Source organism: Phytohabitans houttuyneae, assembly GCF_011764425.1.
GTDB lineage: Bacteria > Actinomycetota > Actinomycetes > Mycobacteriales > Micromonosporaceae > Phytohabitans > Phytohabitans houttuyneae.
On the sequence record NZ_BLPF01000001.1, the window covers coordinates 2,631,224 to 2,652,801 of the forward strand.

Consider the following 21,578-nt stretch of genomic DNA (forward strand, 5'->3'; position numbering starts at 1 on the left):
TCAGATGATCAGCCTCCCGCGACCGAGGGGAGGATTCGCACCTCCCCGCCGTCGGCCACGGGTGTGTCCTGCCCAGCTGAGAGACGGCAGTCGTCGCCGTCCACGTACACATTGACATAGCGGCGCACCTCGCCCCGCTCGTCGCGGATGCGACGCTCGAGCTTCGGCCACCGCGCGCCCACCTCGTCGAGGACGGCGCGCAACGTGCCGGCGGCTGCCACATCCAAACGGGCGGCACCGCCCGCTTCGGTCCGCAGCACGCTTGGCACAAGCACGGTCACCATGCCGCTCACACCTCCGTCGCCCGGACGCACAGCACGTCGGGCAGGTGCGCGGCGACCAGCGACCACGAGTCGCCCTCGTCGCGGCTCGCGTAGACCTCGCCGGAGCGGGTGCCGAAGTACACGCCCGCCGTGTCGGCGTCGTCCGCGCACATGGCATCCCGCAGCACGGACGGATAGTACGGCTCGCGGGGCAGCCCTTCGGTGAGCGGCTCCCACGACTTGCCCGCGTCGGGCGAGCGGAACACCCGGCACCTGCGGTCCGCCGGGAAGCGCTCGACGTCGCGGGCCAGCGGGAAGTTGTACACCACCCCTCCCCGCGCCGGGTGCGCGAGGATCGCGAAGCCGAAGTCGCTCGGCAGCCCGTCCGCGATCGAGCCCCACGTGGAGCCGCCGTCGTCGGAGCGGTACACGCCATGGTGGTTCTGCGCGTAGAGGCGGTCGGGGTCGGCGGCGTCGCGGGCCACCTTGTGCACGCACTGGCCGAACTCGGGCCACTCGTCCGGCTGGAAGTACGCCCGGATGCCCGTGTTACTCGGCGCCCACGTGTGCCCGCGGTCCGCGGTGCGGTAGACCCCGCCGGTGGACATCGCCACGAGCACGCGGGACGGGTCGTCGGGGTGCGGCAGGACGGTGTGGATCGCCTGCCCGCCGTAGCCCTCGCCCCACCGCTCGCGGTGCGGGTGCTCCCACAGCCCGCGGACCAGCTCGTACGTGAGGCCGCCGTCCGTCGAGCGGAAGAGGGCGGAGGGCTGCGTGCCCGCGTACACGACCTCGGGCTCGGCGGCCGAGGCGGTGGCGAGCTGCCAGACCCGCACGAGCGTGGCGCCGGTGTCCTCCGGGAACGCGACCGGTGCGTACTCCGGCTCCCGCCACGAGCGCCCGAGGTCGTCGCTGACGGCCACGCTGGGCCCGAAGTGCGAGCTGCTGCTCGATGCCAGCAGCCGCGGCGCGCGAGGCCGCTTGTCGATGCCGACCGCGTAGATGGCGGTCATCGGAAAGTGCGGGCCGTCGACCCGCCAGGAGCGCCTGCCGTCGTCGCTGGTGGCGAGGAAGAGCCCCTTTCCCGTGCCGATCGCTAGCAATGTGCCCATACGTGCACACTATGCCCGCGGACCGGTGCGGACCTGGAGCGTGACAGTATCGTTCGGGTGAGCAGCGACCAGCCGAAACGGATCCGCTTCAGGCCGCACGGCGCGATCGCGATCGCCGCCCTAGTAGCGCTGATCGGCGCGGTCCCGCTGGCCAGCGCCGGGTGGTACTACCTACCGATACTGCTGATCCCGCTGGTGATCGTGATCTGGGTGCTCCGCGCCGGCACCGAGGTGAGCCCCGACGGGGTGCGCGTCCGCGCGCTGCTCGGCGAGCGCCGCATCGGGTGGTCCGAGATCAGCGAGCTGGGCGCCGACCAGCGCGGCCGCGTGCAGGCCCGCCTCACGGACGGCCAGATCGTGCCGCTCACCGCGGTGCGCGACCGCGACCTGCCCCGCCTGGCCGAGATGGGCAACCGCTAAAGACCAGTCCTCATAGGACAGTGAGCTACCGCGATGTCCGCGGTGGTCCGGATCTGTTTTGGCTGGGTCTCAGTAGCCGTCGCGGACCTGGTTGATCAGGGGTTCGCCGGCGGTGAAGCGACGCAGTTGCTCGCCCACGAGCCTGTACGCGCGCGGCAGCAGCCCGCGCACCGAGCCGCCCACGTGCGGGGTCAGCAGGAAGTTGGGCATGCTCCACAGTGGATGACCGGCGGGCAGGGGCTCGGGCTCGGTGACGTCCGCGGCGGCGGCGATGCGGCCGGTGGCGAGTTCGGCCACCAGCGCGTCGGTGTCGACGACCGGGCCGCGGGCGCCGTTTACCAGCAGTGCGCCGTCGGGCATCGCGGCGAGGAAGCGGGCGTCGACAAGGCCGCGCGTCTGGTCGGTGAGCGGGACGATGAGCACCACGATGTCGTGGTGCGGGAGGAGGCCGGGCAGCTCGTCGACGGCGTGTACGCCCTCGTCGGGGCGGGCGGTGCGGGCGACGTTGGTCACCGACACCTCGAAGGGTGCGAGGCGGGCCGCCAGCGCCGCGCCGATCGAGCCGGCCCCGACGATCAGGACGCGCTTGCCGGCCAGCTCGTCGGTGGGGGTGTGGTCCGCGTACGACCACTCGCCGCGCGCCTGCGCGCGCACGAACGCCGGGAAGGCGCGCAAATGCGACAGGATCGCCGTCATCACCCACTCGGCGGTCGGCGAGTCGTGTACGCCACGCGCGTCGCAGAGCACCATGCCCTCGGGCAGCTTGCCCACCCAGACCTCGGCGCCCGCGGAGAGGAGCTGCACGACCTCCAGGTCGGGCATCTTGGCCGCGAGGCTCGCCGACTCGGACTGGGCGAGGAAGGGCGGCACCCAGAAGCGCACGCCCGCGGGGTCGGAGGGAAGCGCGTCGGGCCTGACGGCCACCTCCACCGTCACCCCGGACGGCACCTCGCCGATCAAGTCGACGCCCTGCTCATGCGGTATCCACACCTTCACAGATCACGACCCTAGCCCACAGGGCGCGCACAGCCACGGGACAAGGAGAGGCCAGCTTGGGCCGACAACCTCGTCCGCATGACCTCGACACTGCCTCATGCCGTGCCGGCCCCACCGGCGCCGCCGCCTCCCCGGCGTACCCCCGTCGCCTCCCGCATCCTCCGCGGGCCCGCCGGCGACCCGGCCTGGACGCGCCCGGCGCTGCTGGTCCTCCTCGTCGCGACGGCCCTGCTCTACCTGTGGGGCCTGGGCGCCTCGGGCTGGGCCAACTCGTTCTACTCGGCCGCCGCGCAGGCGGGTTCGGCGAGCTGGAAGGCGTTCTTCTTCGGCTCCTCCGACGCCTCCAACGCGATCACCGTGGACAAGCCGCCCGCCTCGCTGTGGGCGATGGCGCTGTCCGTCCGGGTCTTCGGGCTCAGCTCGTGGAGCATCCTTGTGCCGCAGGCGCTGATGGGCGTCGGGTCGGTGGCGCTGCTCTTCGCCACCGTCCGCCGCTGGTCCGGGCCGGTCGCGGGCCTGCTCGCCGGCGCGATCCTGGCGACCACGCCGGTGGCGGTGCTGATGTTCCGGTTCAACAATCCGGACGCGCTGCTGGTGCTGCTGCTGGTGGCCGCCGCGTACGCGACCGTGCGCGCGATCGAGACCGCCGGCACGCGCTGGCTGGTGCTGGCCGGTGCGCTCGTCGGCTTCGGCTTCCTGACCAAGATGCTGCAGGCACTGCTTGTGGTGCCCGCGTTCGCGCTCGCGTACCTGATCGCGGCGCCCACCTCACTGCGCCGCCGCGTCGTGCAGGTGCTGTGGGGCGGGCTGGCCATGGTGGCCGCGGCCGGCTGGTGGGTGGCGATCGTGGAGCTGGTGCCCGCGCGCTACCGCCCGTACGTGGGCGGCTCGCAGAACAACAGCGTCCTCGAGCTCACCCTCGGCTACAACGGCCTCGGGCGGCTCAACGGCAACGAGACCGGCAGTGTCGGCGGCGGACCGGGTGGCGGCTGGGGGCAGACCGGCCTCACCCGCCTCTTCGACGCGGAAAACGGCGGCCAGATCGCGTGGCTCCTGCCCGCGGCGCTGATGCTGCTGGTGACGGCGTTCGCTCTGCTGAGGCGGGCGCCGCGCACCGACCGGACGCGCGCGAGCCTGATCCTCTGGGGCGGGTGGCTGCTGATCACCGGGCTGGTCTTCAGCATGATGCAGGGCATCTTCCACGCGTACTACAACGTGGCGCTCGCGCCCGCCGTCGGCGCCGTGGTGGCCGTCGGCGCGACCGTGCTGTGGCGGGAGCGCAAGAGTCCCGCGATCGCCGTGATCCTGGCCGGCACCACCGCGATCACCGCGCTGTGGGCGTGGGTGCTGCTGGGCCGCAGTGCCGACTGGCACCCGTGGCTGCGGGCGCTCGTGCTGGTGGTCGGCCTCGTTTCGGCCGGCGGGTTCCTGCTGGCCGGACGCCTGGCCAGGTGGGCGGTCACGCTCGTCGCGGCCGGCGCTGTCGGCGCCGGTTTGTTCGGACCCATCGGGTACGCGCTGAGCACCGCCAGCACCCCGCACACCGGCTCGATCCCCACCGCCGGTCCCGCGGTGGCCGGCGGCCGCGGCTTCGGCGGTGGCGGCGGTCCTGGCGGTGGTGGCGGTCCCGGCGGCGGCTTCCGGGGCGGTTTTCCGGGCGGCGGCCAGGCGCAGGGGGCTTCCCGGGCCTGCCGGGCGGCGGTCAGGCGCCGGGCGGCGGCACGACCGGAGGCGGCATGCGGGGCGGCGGCATGGGCGGGCTGCTCGACGCCACCACACCCGACGCCGAGCTTGTCGCGGCGCTGTCGGAGGACGCCGGCTCGTACACCTGGGTCGCCGCGGCCATCGGCGCCAACAACGCGGCGGGGTACCAGCTCGCCACCGAGCAGCCCGTGATGGCGATCGGCGGCTTCAACGGCAGCGACCCCTCGCCGACGCTCGCCCAGTTCCAGCGGTACGTGGCCGACGGAAAGATCCACTACTTCATCGGCAGCGGGCTGGGGCGCAGCAACGGCGGCAGCGACGCCGCGCAGCAGATCGCGACCTGGGTGGCGGAGAACTTCACCGCCACGACGGTCGGCGGCACGACCCTCTACGACCTGTCATGACGGCGACCGTCTCGCTCCCCGGGCCGGTGGCGCCGCCCGGTGGGCGTACCGATGCCGTGCTCGACGTCGTGATCCCGGTCTACAACGAGGAACGCGACCTGGAACCCTGCGTCCGCCGGCTGCACGCGCACCTCAGCGAGACGTTCCCGTACCCGTTTCGGATCACGGTCGCGGACAACGCCAGCACCGACGGCACGCTCGCGGTCGCCGAGCGGCTGGCGCGGGAGCTGCCCGAGGTGGAGGCGTTCCACCTGACGGCGAAGGGGCGCGGGCGCGCGCTGGCGGCGGCCTGGTCGGCGTCGGGCGCGCCGGTGCTGGCGTACATGGACGTGGACCTCTCCACCGACCTCGCCGCGCTCCTCCCGCTCGTGGCTCCGCTGCTGTCCGGCCACTCCGACCTGGCGATCGGCAGCCGCTTGTCGCGCGGCTCGCGGGTGGTGCGCGGGGCCAAGCGGGAGATCATCTCGCGCGGGTACAACCTGCTGCTGCGCGGCGCGCTCGCGGCCAGGTTTTCCGACGCGCAGTGCGGGTTCAAGGCGATCCGCAAGGACGTGGCGCGGCGGCTTCTCCCGCTGGTACGCGACACCGGCTGGTTCTTCGACACCGAGCTGCTGGTGCTCGCCGAGCGGGCCGGGCTGCGCATCCACGAGGTGCCGGTGGACTGGGTCGACGACCCGGACAGCCGCGTCGACATCGTGGCCACGGCGATCGCCGACCTCAAGGGGATCTGGCGGCTCGGGCGGGCCCTGGCCACCGGCCGCCTCCCACTCGGGGACCTGGCGCGGCAGCTCGGCCGGGAGCCCGCGGCACCGCCCGCCGGCGTACCGCACGGGCTGGCCGGCCAGGTGATCCGCTTCGCCGGCGTGGGGGCGGCGAGCACGCTCGCGTACCTCGTCATCTTCTGGATTTTGCGCGGCACGGCCGGCGCGCAGGCCGCGAACCTGCTCGCGCTGCTGGTCACGGCCGTCGCGAACACGGCCGCCAACCGGCGGCTCACCTTCCGGGTGAGCGGGCGGCGGGGTGCGGCGCGGCACCAGGCGCAAGGGCTCGTGGTGTTCGCGCTGGGACTGGCTCTGACCAGCGGCGCGCTCGCCACGCTGGGCGCCGCCGCGCCCGGCGCCGGGCGGGTGGTCGAGGTGACCGTGCTGGTGGCGGCCAACCTGGGCGCGACGCTGCTGCGGTTTCTGCTGATGCGGGGGTGGGTGTTCGCCCGTTCCGCCGCTCCCTGACCTGGAACCTCGCGGGTGGCGTCCGCCTCGTCCTGCGCGTGATCACCTCACCTCACAGCAGGCGCGGCTACCCTGGCCGGGTGGACGCCCGCCCCCCGTACCGTGCCACCGCCGCCGCCCTGGCCCTGACCTTGGCGGTCGGCGGCTGCACCTTCGGCCCGCCGGATCCCGACGAGGCCGGCGAGCCGCCCACGTTTCCCACCCCCTCGGTGACCGCCACGGCACCCGCCGGCAACAACCAGGAGGTGGCCGCGACAGTGCTGGCCAAGGGGCTGCGGGTGCCGTGGGGCGTCGCGTTCCTGCCCGACCGCGGCGCGCTCGTGACCGAGCGCGACACCGCCAAGATCCTCAAGGTGGGACCCGACTCCGGCAACGACGGGCTCAAGGTCACGACCATCCAGACGCTCGACGAGGTCGACGCCGCCGGTGAGGGCGGCCTGATGGGCATCGCGGTCTCCCCCAGATACGACACCGACAAGACCGTTTTCGTGTACTACTCGAGCGCCACCGACAACCGCATCGCCAAGCTCGTCCTCGGGCAGAAGCCGGTGCCGATCGTGACCGGCATCCCGCTCTCGGGCATCCACAACGGCGGGCGGCTGGCCTTCGGCCCGGACGGCTTCCTCTACGCGACCACCGGTGACGCCTCGCAGCGCGGCCTCGCCCAGGACACCCGCAGCCTCGGCGGCAAGATCCTGCGCATGACGCCGGAGGGCAAGCCGGCGCCGGGCAACCCGCTGCCCAACTCGCTCGTCTGGTCGTACGGTCACCGCAACGTGCAGGGCATCGCCTGGGACGAGGCCAAGCGGATGTACGCGGCGGAGTTCGGGCAGAGCACGTGGGACGAGATCAACCAGATCCAGCCCGGCAAGAACTACGGCTGGCCCACGGTCGAGGGGCGGGCCAACGACCCCAAGTTCGTCAACCCCCTCGTGGTGTGGTCACCGGGTGAGGCGTCCTGCTCCGGGCTGGCCGCGCTGCAGCGGCTGGTGATCGCCGCCTGCCTGCGCGGCGAGCGGCTGTGGTCCGTCGAGCTCACGCAGAGTGGCACCGTCTTCGGCCAGCCTCGCGCTCTGCTCACCGAGCAGTTCGGCCGCCTGCGTACCGCCGTGGCCGCCCCGGATGGTTCACTGTGGGTGACCACGTCAAACCACGACGGTCGCGGCGAGCCGAAGCCCGAGGACGATCGGATACTCCGGCTCGTCTTCTCCGGCGGCGGTGCCGGAAAGAGCTAGGGTCTAGTTTCGCCCGCAAGGGTCAAGGGCACGACAGAACACGGTGATGGAAGAACGTACTGAAAGCCATCGACGTGCCGCTTCGGCGGCGCGTCGCGTTGTGGGTTGGGTCAGGTCCTTCTTCGTCGCCCGCGCCACCCGCCGCATCGGCCTCGGGCTGCTGGTCTTCGCCGTCGCGCTGGTCGGCGTGGTGGTCGGTGTGCTGCTGGGCGCCCGCACGGAGACGGACGTGGGTCCGTTCCGGGCGGAGATGTCGGTCGCCCCGTCGTTCGTCGGCGACACCGAGGTCGCCATCCCACCCCTCGGCTCGCTGCACCTCGACAGCCACGACGGCCCGACGCACCTCAACGTGAGCCTCGGCGCGCTGGACCAGGGCCGCACCGAGGCGCTGATCGACGACCCGGCCGGCATCACGCGGGCCAGCCAGACCGCCGTCGACGACGTCAAGAAGGGGCTCATCCAGCTCGGCATGCGTACGGTCGCGGTGTCGGTGCTCTTCGCCATGGCGCTTGGCGCGCTGGTCTTCCGCAACGTGCGGCGGGTCGCGTGGTCGGGCGCGTTGGCGCTGGTCATCGTGGGCACCAGCCTGGGCAGCGCGTTCGCCACCCTGCACCCGGACTCGATCGAGGAGCCGCGCTACGAGGGCCTGCTGGTCAACGCGCCGGCCGTGGTCGGTGACGCGCGGCGGATCGCGGACGACTACGGCCGGTACGCCGAGCAGCTCCAGCAGCTTGTCGCCAACGTCAGCCGCATCTACACGACGGTCTCCACGCTGCCGGTCTACCAGCCGGAGGAGGGCACGACCCGCATCCTGCACGTCTCCGACCTGCACCTGAACCCCACCGGCTGGTCGATCATGCGCACGATCGTGGAGCAGTTCGGCATCGACGCCGTGATCGACACCGGCGACATCACCGACTGGGGCAGCGAGCCGGAGGCGTCGTACGTGGCCTCGATCGGCCTGCTCAAGGTCCCGTACGTCTTCATCCGCGGCAACCACGACTCGGCCGCCACGGGAGCCGCCGTCGCCCGCCAGTCCAACGCGATCGTGCTCGACAACTCGATCACCGACGTGGCCGGCCTGCGCATCGCCGGCATCGGCGACCCCCGCTTCACCCCGGACAAAGAGACCTCCCCGTCCGGCTCGGGCACCTCCAAGCAGACCGTCGAGCAGGTGATCGGCGCCGGCGAGCGGCTGGCCGCGACGATCCGCGGTTCCACCGAACCTGTCGACGTCGCCCTGGTGCACGACCCCGCCTCGGCCGGCGCGCTCTCCGGTGTCTGCCCGCTAGTCCTGGCCGGCCACACCCACCAGCGCGACGTACGCACGCTCGACCAGGTCCCCGGCCAGATGGCGACGCGCCTGATGGTGGAGGGCTCGACGGGCGGCGCCGGCCTGCGCGGGCTGGAGCACGAAGACCCGCTGCCGCTGGCGATGTCGGTGCTCTACTTCGACAAGGAGACGCGGGCGCTGCAGGCGTACGACGACATCAAGGTGGGCGGCACGGGCCAGTCGCAGGTGACGCTCGAGCGCAAGGTCATCGAGGCCGAACACCATCCGGCTCCCGCCGAGGGCCAGCGCCCGGCGCCAACACCGACCCGCTGACGGCGCGCGGCTTCAGTGTCCGGGGCCGCGCGTCGCTTCCCGGACGCCGTGGGCCAGTCGCGGTGGGCGCATTGGTGCGCCCAGGTTGAGAGCCTCGTGCGGCGCGACCCCGGCGTGGCTTCGGATGAGGGGCTGGCTCCGGCACGCGGCTCGAAAACCACGGAGCTCCGACCTGCCGCGATGTCCGGCGCCCGCCTCGACGCGGCCAAGTAGGGCGAGCGTGCGCGGCCAGTGCGAAGGCGGCGTCGACCGGGAGCGCGCGCGCCGCTGCCCGCCCTCGGCCTCGACGGGAGGCGACGAAGTCGGCGAAGCGGGTCAGCCAGTCACCGGCTCCCGGAGCGAGGGCCTGGCCACCGACGTGACCGGTGCAGGCCCAGATCATGGACCTTCAGCGCGGTGCTCAGGATCGTCGTCGCGCGGCCTCGCCGGCGCCCGGCCGACCCGGTGTGGGTGCGAGGCGGATTGGCGGGGTCAGGCAGCCTCGGAAATGGCGACCCGGATGTGCGCCGCGCGGCTGGCTGCGGCAGATCTTGGTAGTTTGTGTCGATCGACTTTCGGAGTTGGGATTGCTTGCGGCGCGACAGCTTCCGGTGTCTTCCCAGCTCACGGTTCTTTCGAGGCGGGAGTGCGCGAGTCCGCCCGCGGTTCGGCGCCTTTGTCGCGGTCTGTGACTGCCGACCAGGGTGCAGGCGGTGTGAGCTTCGAAATCTTGGTGAGTTAGCGTGCCATTTCGACGCTAACTTGCCAAGATCTGCCGGAGCGGGCTCCTGCGCGCGCCTCGACGGGGCAGCCAGGCGTAATGGTGACCAACCGCGGGCGGTGAGGCCGCGGGAGCAACGGTCCGGACCACCGCGGACATCGCGGTAGCTCAAATCCCTTGAAACCAAGGTCGTGCCTGAAGCGGGCTCCCGCGACCGGCGTCGCGGGAGCCCCGAAAGCTCAGCTCAGGCGGGAGATGATGAGGTCGCGGACGGTCTTGGCGTCGGCCTGGCCGCGCGTGGCCTTCATGACGGCGCCGACCAGCACGCCCGCGGCCGCCACCTTGCCCTCGCGGATCTTGGCGGCCACGTCGGGGTTGGCGGCGATGGCCTCGTCCACGGCGGCGGTGAGCGCGCCCGTGTCGGAGACGACGCCCAGCCCGCGGGCGGTCATGATCTCGGTGGGTGACCCCTCGCCGGCGATCACGCCCTCCAGCACGGCGCGGGCCAGCTTGTCGTTGAGCTTGCCCTCGTCGACAAGGCGCTGAAGCTCGGCCACCTGGGCCGGCGTGGCGCCGACCTCGACCAGCTCGATGCCGGCCTCGTTGGCGCGGCGGGCCAGCTCGCCCAGCCACCACTTGCGGGCGCCCTCGGGCGACGCGCCGGCCGCCACCGTCTCCTCGATCAGCTCGACCGCGCCGGCGTTGAGCACCGACTGCATGTCGAGGTCGGACAGGCCCCAGTCGGCCTGCAGGCGCTTGCGGTGCACGCGCGGCAGCTCGGGCAGCGACTCCTTCAGGGACGATACCCAGGCGGGGTCCGGGGCGAGCGGGACCAGGTCGGGCTCCGGGAAGTACCGGTAGTCGGTCGCGGTCTCCTTGGAGCGGCCGGGCCGCGTGTCGCCGGTCTCCTCGCTGAAGTGGCGGGTCTCCTGCTTGATCTTTCCGCCGGCGTCGAGGACTGAGGCCTGGCGGATCATCTCCGTGCGGACCGCGCGCTCGACCGAGCGGAGCGAGTTGACGTTTTTGGTCTCGGTGCGGGTGCCCCACTCCTCGCCCGGCAGGCTGAGCGAGGTGTTGACGTCGCAGCGCAGCGAGCCCTGCTCCATGCGCACGTCGGAGACGCCGAGCGAGCGGATCACGTCGCGCAGCTCGCTCACGTAGGCGCGCGCGACGATCGGGGCCAGCGCGCCCGTGCCGGGCACCGGCTTGGTCACGATCTCGACGAGCGGGATGCCGGCGCGGTTGTAGTCGACGAGCGACTCGGTGGCGCCGTGGATGCGGCCGCTCCCGCCCACGTGCAGCGTCTTACCGGTGTCTTCCTCGAGGTGGACGCGCTCGATCTCGACGCGTACCACCGAGCCCTCGACCTCGACGTCCAGCCAGCCGTCCACGCACAGCGGCTCGTCGTACTGGCTGATCTGGTAGTTCTTCGGCATGTCCGGATAGAAGTAGTTTTTCCGGGCGAAGCGCGACCAGGTGGCGATCGTGCAGTTGAGTGCGAGGCCGATCCGGATGGTGGCCTCGATCGCGGCCCGGTTGGCCACCGGCAGCGAGCCGGGCAGCCCCAGGCACACGGGGCAGATGCGGGTGTTGGGCTGCCCGCCGAAGTCGATCGGGCAGCCGCAGAACATCTTCGTCTTCGTGCCCAGCTCGACGTGCGTCTCCAGGCCGATCACCGGCTCGTAGCGGGCGACGACGTCTTCGTAGGGCGGCAGGGTGACGGTCATGACAGCTCCCCGGGGTCAGCGTGCCGACGGCGGACTCGAGCGCGGCTGCCACCCGGTACATCCGGTCGTCGGCGAGCGTCGGCGCCATGATCTGGAAGCCGACCGGCAGGCCCTCCGAGAGTCCACAGGGACGGAGATCGCCGGGCCACCGTAGAGGTTGGTCGGGATCGTGAACAGGTCGGCCAGGTACATCTGGTACGGGTCGGACGTGCGCGAGCCCAGCGGGAACGCCACGAACGGCGTCGTCGGCGACACAAGCACGTCCACCTGCTCGAACGCGGACGTGAAGTCGCGCGTGATCAGCGTGCGCACCTTCTGCGCCTGCCCGTAGTAGGCGTCGTAGTAGCCGCTGGACAGCGCGTACGTGCCGATGATGACCCGCCGCTTCACCTCCGGGCCGAAGCCGGCCTCGCGGGTGAGCGACATGACCTCCTCGAGCGCCTTCTGGCCGTCGTCGCCGACCCGCAGGCCGTAGCGCACGCCGTCGAAGCGCGCCAGGTTGGACGAGCACTCGCTCGGCGCGATCAGGTAGTAGGCCGGCAGCGCGTACTGGAAGTGGGGGCAGGAGACCTCGACCACCTCGGCGCCGAGCTTGGTCAGCGCGTCGAGGCCGTCGCGGAAGGCGGCCATCACGCCCGGCTCGGCACCCTCGCCGCCGAACTCGCGCACCAGGCCGAGCCGCACCCCGCTCAGGTCGCCGGTCGCGCCCCGCCGGGCGGCGCCGACCACGTCCGGCACCGGCTGCGGGATCGAGGTGGAGTCGCGCGGGTCGTGGCCGGCCAGCACCGCGTGGAGCAGGGCCGCGTCCTCGACGGTACGGGCGCACGGGCCGGGAGTGTCCAAAGAGGAGGAGAACGCCACGAGCCCGTAGCGGGACGTGCCGCCGTAGGTGGGCTTGGCGCCGACGGTGCCCGTGACGGCGCCCGGCTGGCGGATCGAGCCGCCGGTGTCGGTGCCGACGGTCAGCGGCGCCTCGTAGGCCGCGAGCGCGGCCGCGCTGCCGCCACCGGAACCGCCCGGGATGCGGGTGAGGTCCCACGGGTTGTACGTGGGGCCGTACGCCGAGTACTCGGTCGAGGAGCCCATCGCGAACTCGTCGAGGTTGGTCTTGCCGAGGATCACGAGCCCGGCCGCGCGCATCCGCTCGACGACCGTCGCGTCGTACGGCGGGCGCCAGCCTTCGAGGATCTTGGAGCCGGCGGTGGTGGGCACCCCGCGGGTGACCACGATGTCCTTGACGCCCACCGGCACGCCGGCCAGCGGCCCCAGCGGCTCACCCGCCGAGCGGCGCTCGTCCACCTCGAGCGCCGCGGCGCGGGCACCCTCGGCGTCGACGTGCAGGAACGCGTGCACCCGGTCGTCGACCGCCGCGATGCGGTCGAGGTGCGCGTCGGTGACCTCCGTCGCGGAGGCATCCCCGCTCGCGATCAGGCCCGCGAGCTGCGCCGCGCTCATCCTGGTCAAGTCACTCACGGTTACGCCTCCTCTTCCAGGATCCGAGGCACGCGGAACCGGCCCTCTTCCACGTCGGGCGCGCCGGCGAGAGCGGCCTCCGGCGTCAGGCACGGGACCTCGACGTCGTCGCGCAGCACGTTGGTCAGCGGCACGGAGTGCGAGGTCGGCGGGATGTCCTCGGCCACGACCTCGCCCACCCGGGCGACCGCCTGGAGGATCACGTCGAGCTGGCCGGCGAAGAGGTCGAGCTCCTCTTCGGTTACGGCGAGCCGCGACAGGCGCGCGAGGTGCGCGACCTCCTCGCGGGAGATGGCGGCCATGAGTGCCCCCTTTTTGAACGGTTGCGGACTGCCCGAGCGTGGCACGTGCCCGGTGACCCGAGCGAGTTTATGACCCCAGCGAGTTTAGTTAGCCACCCTCCGCCGCCCGCGAGCCGACCCCACGGAAAACGGAGGCATAGACCGAACTCCTCGCCGTCGCCGGCCGTATAACCCGGTATGCCCATACGGCGCGAGGTGATCCTGCCTGCCGCCGATCCTCTCGTCGCATGGCGTCGGATCGCACTGGACAAGCAACTGGCGGCACCGAAGTTTCCGAGTGGCATCCGCGCACCCTCCGTGGTGTTGCTGTGCGCGCTGCTCGCTCTCGCCGTGGTGTGCGCCGTCTACCTGGGCATGTTTCACGGGCGGGTGATCCCGCAGGCCGTGGTCGACTCGCAGGACCGCCTTGTCACCAGCCTCGCCCGCGGCCTCAACGCGACGGTCACCAGCGGCGTCGAGGAGATGGAGGCGGCCGCCGAGCAGGTGCCTGCGGGCGGCGACCCGGCCGCGGTGCTGGCCTCGGCGGCCGGTGGCGGCACGGCCTGGGCCGGCGCGGCGGTGCTCGACGCGGGCAGCCGGCGGCCGGTCGCGGCGCGGGGTGAGCCGGTGCCGGTGGCGAATGTTCCTCAGGATGTCCCGCGCACCACGGTCACCCCCTTGATCCAAGGCGGCGAGCCGCGCGCGCTGATCGTCGCGCCACTGCCCGACGGGCGGCTGCTCGCCGGCATGACCTCCTTGCGCGTACGCCCGCTGCGGCTGGCCCCCAACTCCCGCCAGTCCGTGCTCGTGGGGCTGCCCACCGGCGAGAGCACGGTCCTGCAGGGCGCGCCCCCCGCCGGCGGGCCGGCCAGCGACGTGATCAAGCGGACGCTCGCCGAGACCCGCGAGGGGCGCGCCGTGCGGTCGAGCGGCGGACCGGCCGGGAGCGCGCTGCTGGTGGTGGCGGCACCGGTGGGTTCGCTCGGCATCGCGGTGGCCTCGACCGTCTCCGCGCCGGTGATCGACGTCGGCTCGCCGTGGAAAGGGCTGCTGCCCGCCGCTGGGCTGGTCGTGGCCGCGCTGCTGGCATATCTGGTGGCGCGCCGCGCGCTGGTCCGCCCGGTCCGCCGGCTGCTGGAGCGCGCCAAGGCGGACGCCTGCGGCGACCCGGGTCCACGACCCAAGATCAAAGGCCCTTCCGAGGTACGCCGCATCGCCGCCGCCCTCGACGACCGCGCCCGCCCGCGCGGAGTACCGGCCGTGGTGCTGCTCCTCGGCATCCCGGCGATGGTGTTCGCCTGGTGCGGCGCCCTCGGGTACACGTTCGCCGGCGGCCCCGTGCCGGTGCCCGCGCAGGTGGTCCTGGACAGCGAAAACCAGGTGACCGCCGCGACCCGCGCGCTCGGCGACTCGCTCGACGGTGGGCTGCGGCAAGCCACGGTCACGGCCGCGCAAAACGCGCAGACGGCGCCGGCTCAGCTCACCCCCGTGCTCGGGCAGCTGGTGGAGAGCGACGACAGGTACCGCGGCGCGTACGTCACCGACCCCGAAGGGCGGGTCGTGACCACCGCCGGGCGGGAGCCGCTGCGCCAGGCGGAGAAGCTGCCTCAGGAGAGCGGCGTGCGGCTGGCGAACACGGGCGGGCGGCTGCCGGTCATCTACGCGTACGCGCACCGCCCGGACGGGCACAGCGTGGTGGTCGAGTTCGACGTGCCACGCCTCGCCGACCTGCTGCGGCGCGCCGACGGGCGGGTGCGCGTGGTCGACGCCGAGCTGCGCACGATCCTCGACACCGAGGGCTTCCGCGCGTTTCAGCCGCTGGCCGGTGGCGAGGCCCGCGAGGCGGCGACCACCGCGTCGCAGGGACGCACCGGAGCGAAGATCGCGGGGCGGGCGCTGGTCGCCGGTACCCCCTCGCCGAGCCCAGCTCCGCGGCGGGCCTGCGCTGGTCCGTGGTGGCCGAGCAGGCCGTTGGTGATCTTGCTTTGCCGGTCAACAGCCTGCGCCGCGCGAGCCTGGTCCTCGGCGGTGCCGCGGCCTTCCTCGCCGTGGTCGTGCTCGGCTGGCACTACTTCGTGCTGCTGGTGCCGCTGCGGCGGCTCGCCGCGGCGGCGGACCGCATGGCCGACGGCGACACCGAGGCGGTGATCTCGCCGCACCGAGCCGACGAGATCGGCGCGATCGCGAGCTGCCTGGAGATCTGCCGCCAGGTGCGCGTGCACGGCCCGGCCCGCCTCGGCGGCGCCGAACGCCTGCGCGGCACGGGCGCGCCGCCCACGGTCGTCGTGCGCCGCCCACCCAACCGCCAGAAGGTCGGCTCGCGCCGCGCGGGGAGGCGCTGAGGTGCTCTTCCTCTACGGCGTCTTCGCCGCAAGCTGCGTGGTGCTGCTGGTCGCCGGCATCATCGAGCAGCGGGGGCACAACGCCAACCTGCGCAAGATTCCCACCCGCATCCTCGTCAACGGCATCCGCGGCAAGAGCTCGATCACCCGCCTGTGCGCGGGCGCGTTGCGCGGCGGCGGCCTCTCCGTGGTCGCGAAGACCACCGGCACGGCGGCGCGCTTCATCTTCACCGACGGCAGCGAGGAGCCGGTCTACCGCAAGTTCGGCATCGCAAACGTGGTCGAGCAGATCGGCATCGTGCGGCGGGCCGCGATGTACCACCCGGACGCGCTGGTCATGGAGTGCATGGCGGTGATGCCGGCGCTCCAGGAGATCAACCAGGAAAAGCTGATCCGGTCGACGATCGGCGTGCTGTGCAACGTACGCGAGGACCACCTCGCCGAGATGGGGCCCACGCTCGACGACGTGGCCCGCTCGCTGAGCCGCTCCATGCCGGTGGGCGGGGTGTGCGTGACCGCCGAGCGGGACCGCCTCGAGATCCTCAAGGAGGAGGCGGCCAAGCGGCGCTGCCGGCTCATCGTGGTCGACCCGGAGACGGTCTCCGACGAGGAGATGCGCGGCTTCGGCTGGATCACGTTCAAGGAAAACGTCGCGATCGCACTCGCCGTCGCCCGCCTCGTCGGCATCGACCGGCGGGCCGCGCTGGCCGGCATGTGGGGCGCGCCGCCCGACCCGGGCGTGCTGACCGTCGAGACCTACGAGGCGAACGGGCGGCGGCTGCGCTTCGCCAACGTGTTCGCCGCCAACGACCCGGAGTCCACATTGCTCAACGTGCGCCAGCTCGCCCAGCAGGGCCTGATCCGCCGGCCGGTGCACCTGGTCATCAACTGCCGGCCCGACCGGGTCGAGCGCAACGGGCAGATGGGGGCGCTGGTGCCGCGGCTGGACCCGGACCGCGTACTGCTGATCGGCGAGCCGACCCGCAGCGCACTGTCCAAGATCCCGGAGCGCTGGCAGGGGCGGGTCCTCGACCTCGGCGGGCGGCAGCGCCCCGGCGCGATGCTGGACGCGCTGCTGGGCCAGGTGCGCGGCACGGCCTCGGTGGTCGCGGTCGGCAACATCCACGGCCAGGGCGAGGTCCTGATCGACGAGTTGGCGCGGCTGCGGGGTAAGCGGTGACCTTCCTTCCCGGCGGGGAGCTGAGCCCGCAGCTCGCGACCATGTGCCTCGGCGTGGGGCTGATCTTCGCGCTGATCTGCTATCTCACCACCAACCTCTCCCCCGGCGGCATGATCACGCCGGGCTGGGTGGCGCTCGCCATGGTCGAGGACCACCTACAGGCCGCCGTGATGGTGCTGATGACGGTGGTGACCTTCGGGCTCATGAAGGTGCTGCAGAAGATCGTCATCCTGTACGGCAAGCGCCTCTTCGCCGCCGTCGTGCTGCTGAGCGTGCTGCTCCAGGTGACCGCGTTCCTCATCATCCAGCGCGACGTACCGCTGCTGTTCGCCCACCAGACGCTCGGCTTCGTGGCGCCGGGCCTCATCGCGTACCAGCTGATCCGCCAGCCCAAGGGCGCCACCATCCTGGCGACGACCGTCGTCTCGGCGGCCACCTACGGCGTCGTGATCAGCGGCATCCTGACCGGCCTGGTGCCGGTGACGTAGAAGGTCGTGGAGGGAGTGTTGTCGATGCGCGGGATCTTCGTGAGCGCCGCCGCCGTGGTACTGCTCGCGGGCGGCGCCGCCGCCTGCCAGCGGGGCGAGGTGGAGGGCACAGCGCCGGCCGCCGCCGCCCCCGACTTCGTGTCCGCGCCTCCCGTGGAGGAGCTGCAGTTCAAGCGGGTGAGCAATCCAGCCCGCACGCTCGTCGTCGACGCGGAGGGCGCGACGCTCGCGGTCTTCACCGACAAGGCCCGCACGGTGCGCCTGACCGGCCCCTCACGCACCTTCGCCGAGGAGGCTCACACAGCAGCGACCGTCACCACGGACGCCTGGATACGGCTGGCGCCGCGCGCGTGGCAGAAGGACGCCGTTGACGACACCTGGGTGCGCCCGTGGCTGGAAAAGGCACTCGCCGACCGCAGCCCCGACGCGCTCGCCATCGCGATGGAGTACACCGAGGGCGGCAAGCGCAACGCCTCGTTCGGCCCGCTCTCGACCACCGACCCCGACGGCCGCGCCGAGCGCTCGGACTTCTACGACTACCTCGGCATCGACTGGGAGTTCCCGGACGGCAAGAAGGAACGCCCCGACCCCGACCACATCCGCAGCCTCGACTGCTCCGGCTTCCTCCGCATGGTGTACGGCTACCGCATGGGCTACCCCCTCCGCGGCACCAACACGGCCGGCACGGGCCTGCCCCGCCGCGCGTACGCGATGGCCGCGCTGGGCCCGGGCGTGCAGCTGATGCCCAACCGCGGCACGCAGGCCCGCGAGTACGAACGCCTCAACGCCGGCGACCTCGTCTTCTTCAACGGCGGCCCGGTCCTGAACGACCACATCGAGCACATGGGCATGTACCTGGGCGTGGACAGCAACGGCCGGCACCGCTTCATCTCCAGCCGCACCAAGGCCGACGGCCCGACCCTTGGCGACACCGGCGGCGACTCGCTGCTGGACGGCTCCGGCCACTACGGCGTCCGTTTCCGCACGGCCCGCCGCATCTAAACCCGCAGATTCGAGCTACCGCGACGCCCGTCGTGGTCCGGACCGTTGCTCCCGCGGCCTCACCCCCGCGGTCGGCAAGCTCACCCCAAAAGGCCTCGCTCCCGCAGATCGGCGAGCTGCAGCCCCGGGGCAAAGCGCCTCAGCCGGCGGCAGCTGGCGCCACGGGCCCGCCAGCGAGGCGCGCGCCCACCACGCCGCGCTGTGCCATCCCGCCGCCCATCGACCCACCCGTTCTTCAAGCAGGTCGGCGCCCGGGGCACCACCACGCACGCACCGCGCCCGACGAGACCAACGCTGGCGTCCCGGGCGCCGACCTGCTCCACTCCCGTAGGTCGATGGCCGGTGGGATGGCACCCCTCCCGCTGGTCGGAGCGCTCCCGCCGGAGGCAAAAGGGGTGACCGCAACCAACCACAGTGCCGCGCAACCACGGCGGGCGCGAGCAACCGCAGCGCGCGTCCCGGCGGCTCCACAACGCCGATGTCCCCAGCGTCGACCCGTGGATCGATGGCCGGTGGGATGCCCCCTCCCGCTGGGAGTCCTTTTGCGGTCAGGGTGAGCCTTTCCAAGTCCGACCCCCAGTTGGATGTGAGCTGCCGCTGTGCCCGCGGTGTCGCCTCACCCTCCGCGATCGCCCAGGTGCCCCTCCGGCAGATCTTGGTAAGTTAGCGTCGAAATAACGCGCCAACTCACCAAGATCTCGAAGCGCACACCGCCTACACCTGATCGACAGTCACGGACCGCGACGACGGTGCCGAACTGCGGGCGGACTCGCGCACCCGCCTCGAAAGATCTGCAGAAGCACGAGCGCTCCCACCGGCGGCAGGACGGCTAACCGCGACCACCACCGGGGCGCGACCGGTCTGGGAGACGCCGCGCCAAGCAGCAGACGGCGTGCGCCACGACCGACAAAGGGCTGACCGCGACCAACAGCGGCACGCGAGCAACCCAGCAAGCATCCCGGCCGTGCGCCGGACGGAGCGGCCGCACCCACCAGCAGCCGGTGCCGACCGCCAAGGGCAAAGGGCTGACCGCGACCAACAGCGGGCGCGAGCAACCCCACCGTGCGTCCCGGCGACGCGCCGGATGGAGCGGGCGCACCGAGCGACAGCCGTGCCGACCTGACCGCGACCAACAGCGGCACGCAAGCGACCCCAGCTAGCTAGCGTCCCGGCAGCGCGCCGGGCGGAGTGGCCGCACCGAGCGTGCGGCCGGCGCCGCGGGCAAAGGGGCTGACCGCGACCAACGGCGGAGGGTGAGGCCGCGGGAGCAACGGTCCGGACCACCGCGGACATCGCGGTAGCTCAAATCAAGAAAAGGACTCGGGGTCAGGCTGCGCCGTCGAGCGGGCCGTTGGGGTTGACGGCGCGGTAGCGGGAAAGCCACCTCACCAGCTCGTCCGCGGGCATCGGGCGGGCGTAGAACCAGCCCTGCGCCACGTGGCAGCCGGCGGCGTGGAGGAGGCGCCAGGTGCGTTCGTCCTCGACGCCCTCGGCGACCACGCGGAGGCCGAGCGCGCCGGCCAGCTCGATCACCGAGCGGACGATCGCGGCGTCGTCGGCGTCGGTGGCCATGCCCAGGACGAACGAGCGGTCGACCTTGACCTCGGCGAGTGGCAGGCGGCGCAGGTGCTGCATGGAGGAGTAGCCGGTGCCGAAGTCGTCCAGGGCGATGGCCACGCCGATCTTGTCCAGGCGGGCGATGGTGGCCAGGACGCGGCGGGGGTCGGCCATCAGCGCGCCCTCGGTGATCTCCAGCTGGAGGCGGTCGGCGGGGAGGGCGTAGCGGCCGAGGCGGTCGGCGATCTGGTCGGCGATCTCGCCGTCGTGCAGGTCGCGTACGGAGACGTTGAGCGCGGCGCGCAGCTTGAGGCCGGCGGCGCTCCACTTGGCCACCTGCTCGACCACGTCGTCGACGACCCGGCGGGTGAGCAGGCGCATCACGGCGCTCTGCTCGGCCACGCGGATCAGCTCCTCCGGGTCGACCATGCCGTGCCGCGGGTGCTTCCACCGCAGCAGCGCCTCGACCCCCACCACCTCGCCGGTCTCGATCGCGATCTGCGGCTGGTAGTACATGGTGATCTGGCGGCTGCCGGCCACGGAGCCGTCGTCCAGTGCGCGGCGCAGGTCTGCCAGCAGGCTCAGCCGCTCCGGCGAGTTGTGGTCGGACTCGGGCGCGTAGACGGCGATGGTGTCGCCGCGGTGCTTGGCGTCGTACATGGCCACGTCCGCGTGCCGCAGCAGCGTCGCGAAGTCTTCGCCGTGCTCGGGGTACAGCGCGACGCCCATCGAGCCGGACACGTCGAGCGGCAGCCCGTCCAGCTCGACCGGCTCGCCGAGCGCCGCCACCACGCGCGCGGCGAGGTCGCGGGCTTCATCGATGCCGGCCAGGCACGGCGCAAGGATCGCGAACTCGTCGCCGCCGAGGCGGGCGACCACGTCACCGGGGCGTACCGCGTCGGTGAGGCGGCTGCCCACCTCGATCAGCAGCCGGTCACCGACCGCGTGACCGAGCGCGTCGTTGACGTGCTTGAACCGGTCGAGGTCGAGCACCAGCAGCGCCAGGTGCCGGTCGTCCGCGCCCTTGGCGTCCCGCGCGGCGTGCGTGGGCAGCTGGTCACCCACCTCGCCGAGCAGGCCCTTGCGGTTGGCGAGGCCGGTGAGCGGGTCGACGCGGGACAGCTGCTCCTGCTCGGCGGAGAGGCGGGCCATCCGGTAGACGGCGTACAGCGGGACGACCACGAGCGGGATCAGCGCCGCGCTCGTCTCGGCCGCGGCCAGCAGCACCGGGCTGAGCAGCAGTAACGCGCCGATCGAGAGCAGCTCGAAGGGCAGGCCCTGGCGGAACATCGCCCACCACCGGCCGCCGAAGAGCAGGCGCACCGCGATGGTGACCGAGCTGTACTTGACCACGAACCAGGCCGCGGCCGCCGCCGCGAAGACGACGACGTCACCCCAGCGGATGCGGTCGAGGTCGGCGAGGCGGCTCACGGCGTAGGCGGCGGAGAGGGCCAGCGCGTACTGGGCGATGTTGAAGGCGGCGCGCCACCACACGTGACGCATGCGCCACGAGGAGACCACGACCGCCGCGGCCTGCACGGCCACGGCCGGTGCGAGACCCCAGCCCAACATGATCGCGAACGTGAAACACGTGGACGGGAAGACCGCTGAGCTCTGCCGCCGCCCCGGCGGGGTGAACGGCCGCGCGTCGACAAGCACCGCGAGACCGGCCATCACCCAGAACGCGGCCGGAAGGTCGTCCACCTGCCCCGGCAGGCGGGCCAGCGGAACCGCACACACAAGGGCGGCCACCGTGATGACCGCCAATGCGAAAGCGAAGAATGGGCGAGCCCGCTCAGGGGGAACGGAGTTCCGCGACGCTGCGGCCTCCATGCATATCCTCCCCCGCCTCGCGCCAC

The 21,578-nt window shown here is 72.5% G+C and carries 15 protein-coding genes and 2 pseudogenes; 10 read left to right on the plus strand and 7 right to left on the minus strand.

Translation table 11 applies throughout. The features are described from left to right. Positions 1-8 precede the first annotated feature (8 nt). Positions 9-284 carry a MoaD/ThiS family protein gene (locus tag Phou_RS11580; protein ID WP_173056069.1) on the minus strand — a complete coding sequence of 92 codons (276 nt, stop codon included), beginning with the start codon at positions 282-284 and terminating at the stop codon, positions 9-11. A gap of 5 nt (positions 285-289) precedes the next feature. Continuing rightward, the gene (locus Phou_RS11585) at positions 290-1,375 is read right to left on the minus strand and encodes a WD40/YVTN/BNR-like repeat-containing protein (RefSeq protein ID WP_173056070.1); all 1,086 of its coding nucleotides are present in this window, start codon (positions 1,373-1,375) and stop codon (positions 290-292) included. Positions 1,376-1,432: 57 nt separating this feature from the next. Here Phou_RS11585 and Phou_RS11590 point away from each other — a divergent pair, with 57 nt between their 5' ends. Continuing rightward, on the plus strand, positions 1,433-1,795 hold the full coding sequence (locus Phou_RS11590) for a PH domain-containing protein (protein WP_246273495.1): 363 nt from the start codon (positions 1,433-1,435) through the stop codon (positions 1,793-1,795). 69 nt (positions 1,796-1,864) lie between these two features. Here the strand turns inward: Phou_RS11590 and Phou_RS11595 are convergent, their stop codons facing one another. Then, positions 1,865-2,791 carry a 2-hydroxyacid dehydrogenase gene (locus Phou_RS11595; protein WP_173056071.1) on the minus strand — a complete coding sequence of 309 codons (927 nt, stop codon included), beginning with the start codon at positions 2,789-2,791 and terminating at the stop codon, positions 1,865-1,867. 78 nt (positions 2,792-2,869) lie between these two features. On the opposite strand from Phou_RS11595, the pseudogene Phou_RS54405 reads away from it, so the two are divergent. From Phou_RS54405 to Phou_RS11615, 4 genes and pseudogenes are all read left to right on the plus strand, one after another. Further along, positions 2,870-4,899 (plus strand): annotated as a pseudogene (locus Phou_RS54405) (glycosyltransferase family 39 protein). Then, the gene (locus Phou_RS11605) at positions 4,896-6,128 is read left to right on the plus strand and encodes a bifunctional glycosyltransferase family 2/GtrA family protein (RefSeq protein WP_173056072.1); all 1,233 of its coding nucleotides are present in this window, start codon (positions 4,896-4,898) and stop codon (positions 6,126-6,128) included. The pseudogene Phou_RS54405 and the gene Phou_RS11605 overlap by 4 nt, the downstream one beginning before the upstream one ends. A gap of 38 nt (positions 6,129-6,166) precedes the next feature. Further along, positions 6,167-7,363: a PQQ-dependent sugar dehydrogenase gene (locus Phou_RS11610; protein WP_371872179.1), complete on the plus strand. Its 1,197-nt coding sequence runs from the start codon at positions 6,167-6,169 to the stop codon at positions 7,361-7,363. 46 nt (positions 7,364-7,409) lie between these two features. Further along, complete coding sequence (locus Phou_RS11615) at positions 7,410-8,969, plus strand: metallophosphoesterase family protein (RefSeq protein ID WP_173056073.1); 1,560 nt, start codon at positions 7,410-7,412, stop codon at positions 8,967-8,969. Positions 8,970-9,908: 939 nt separating this feature from the next. Here the strand turns inward: Phou_RS11615 and gatB are convergent. The 3 genes and pseudogenes from gatB to gatC form a co-directional block, all read right to left on the minus strand. After that, positions 9,909-11,396, minus strand: a complete 1,488-nt coding sequence (gene gatB, locus Phou_RS11620; RefSeq protein WP_173056074.1) for an Asp-tRNA(Asn)/Glu-tRNA(Gln) amidotransferase subunit GatB — start codon at positions 11,394-11,396, stop codon at positions 9,909-9,911. Between the two features lie 10 nt (positions 11,397-11,406). Next, a pseudogene (gene gatA / locus Phou_RS11625) lies at positions 11,407-12,869 on the minus strand (Asp-tRNA(Asn)/Glu-tRNA(Gln) amidotransferase subunit GatA); the annotation flags it as partial. A 2-nt stretch (positions 12,870-12,871) separates the two neighbouring features. Beyond that, a complete protein-coding gene (gene gatC, locus Phou_RS11630; RefSeq protein ID WP_173056075.1) occupies positions 12,872-13,171 on the minus strand; it encodes an Asp-tRNA(Asn)/Glu-tRNA(Gln) amidotransferase subunit GatC in 300 nt (99 codons plus the stop codon). 195 nt (positions 13,172-13,366) lie between these two features. Here gatC and Phou_RS11635 point away from each other — a divergent pair, with 195 nt between their 5' ends. From Phou_RS11635 to Phou_RS11655, 5 genes are read left to right on the plus strand one after another with little or no spacing between them, the layout of a single operon-like run. After that, positions 13,367-15,298, plus strand: a complete 1,932-nt coding sequence (locus tag Phou_RS11635) for a sensor histidine kinase family protein (RefSeq protein WP_173056076.1) — start codon at positions 13,367-13,369, stop codon at positions 15,296-15,298. Beyond that, the gene (locus tag Phou_RS11640; RefSeq protein WP_246273497.1) at positions 15,271-15,492 is read left to right on the plus strand and encodes a hypothetical protein; all 222 of its coding nucleotides are present in this window, start codon (positions 15,271-15,273) and stop codon (positions 15,490-15,492) included. The genes Phou_RS11635 and Phou_RS11640 overlap by 28 nt, the downstream gene beginning before the upstream one ends. A 1-nt stretch (position 15,493) precedes the next feature. Then, positions 15,494-16,672 (plus strand): poly-gamma-glutamate synthase PgsB, encoded by a 1,179-nt coding sequence (gene pgsB / locus Phou_RS11645; RefSeq protein WP_173056078.1) that lies wholly within the window; start codon positions 15,494-15,496, stop codon positions 16,670-16,672. After that, on the plus strand, positions 16,669-17,160 hold the full coding sequence (locus Phou_RS11650; protein ID WP_246273498.1) for a poly-gamma-glutamate biosynthesis protein PgsC/CapC: 492 nt from the start codon (positions 16,669-16,671) through the stop codon (positions 17,158-17,160). Before pgsB ends, Phou_RS11650 begins: the two co-directional genes overlap by 4 nt. Before the next feature lie 24 nt (positions 17,161-17,184). Continuing rightward, a complete protein-coding gene (locus Phou_RS11655; protein ID WP_173056079.1) occupies positions 17,185-18,162 on the plus strand; it encodes an NlpC/P60 family protein in 978 nt (325 codons plus the stop codon). Between the two features lie 1,326 nt (positions 18,163-19,488). On the opposite strand, the gene Phou_RS11660 is transcribed toward Phou_RS11655, so the two are convergent. Then, a complete protein-coding gene (locus Phou_RS11660; protein ID WP_173056080.1) occupies positions 19,489-21,552 on the minus strand; it encodes a putative bifunctional diguanylate cyclase/phosphodiesterase in 2,064 nt (687 codons plus the stop codon). Between the last annotated feature and the right edge of the window lie 26 nt (positions 21,553-21,578).

Bases quoted from the DNA above. Each gene is read 5' to 3' on its own strand.
- Phou_RS11580 (WP_173056069.1), bottom strand. From the start codon at position 284: ATGGTGACCGTGCTTGTGCCAAGCGTGCTGCGGACCGAAGCGGGCGGT.
- Phou_RS11585 (WP_173056070.1), bottom strand. From the start codon at position 1,375: ATGGGCACATTGCTAGCGATCGGCACGGGAAAGGGGCTCTTCCTCGCC.
- Phou_RS11605 (WP_173056072.1), top strand. From the start codon at position 4,896: ATGACGGCGACCGTCTCGCTCCCCGGGCCGGTGGCGCCGCCCGGTGGG.
- Phou_RS11615 (WP_173056073.1), top strand. From the start codon at position 7,410: ATGGAAGAACGTACTGAAAGCCATCGACGTGCCGCTTCGGCGGCGCGT.
- gatB (WP_173056074.1), bottom strand. From the start codon at position 11,396: ATGACCGTCACCCTGCCGCCCTACGAAGACGTCGTCGCCCGCTACGAG.
- gatC (WP_173056075.1), bottom strand. From the start codon at position 13,171: ATGGCCGCCATCTCCCGCGAGGAGGTCGCGCACCTCGCGCGCCTGTCG.
- Phou_RS11640 (WP_246273497.1), top strand. From the start codon at position 15,271: ATGGCCGACGGCGACACCGAGGCGGTGATCTCGCCGCACCGAGCCGAC.
- Phou_RS11655 (WP_173056079.1), top strand. From the start codon at position 17,185: ATGCGCGGGATCTTCGTGAGCGCCGCCGCCGTGGTACTGCTCGCGGGC.
- Phou_RS11660 (WP_173056080.1), bottom strand. From the start codon at position 21,552: ATGGAGGCCGCAGCGTCGCGGAACTCCGTTCCCCCTGAGCGGGCTCGC.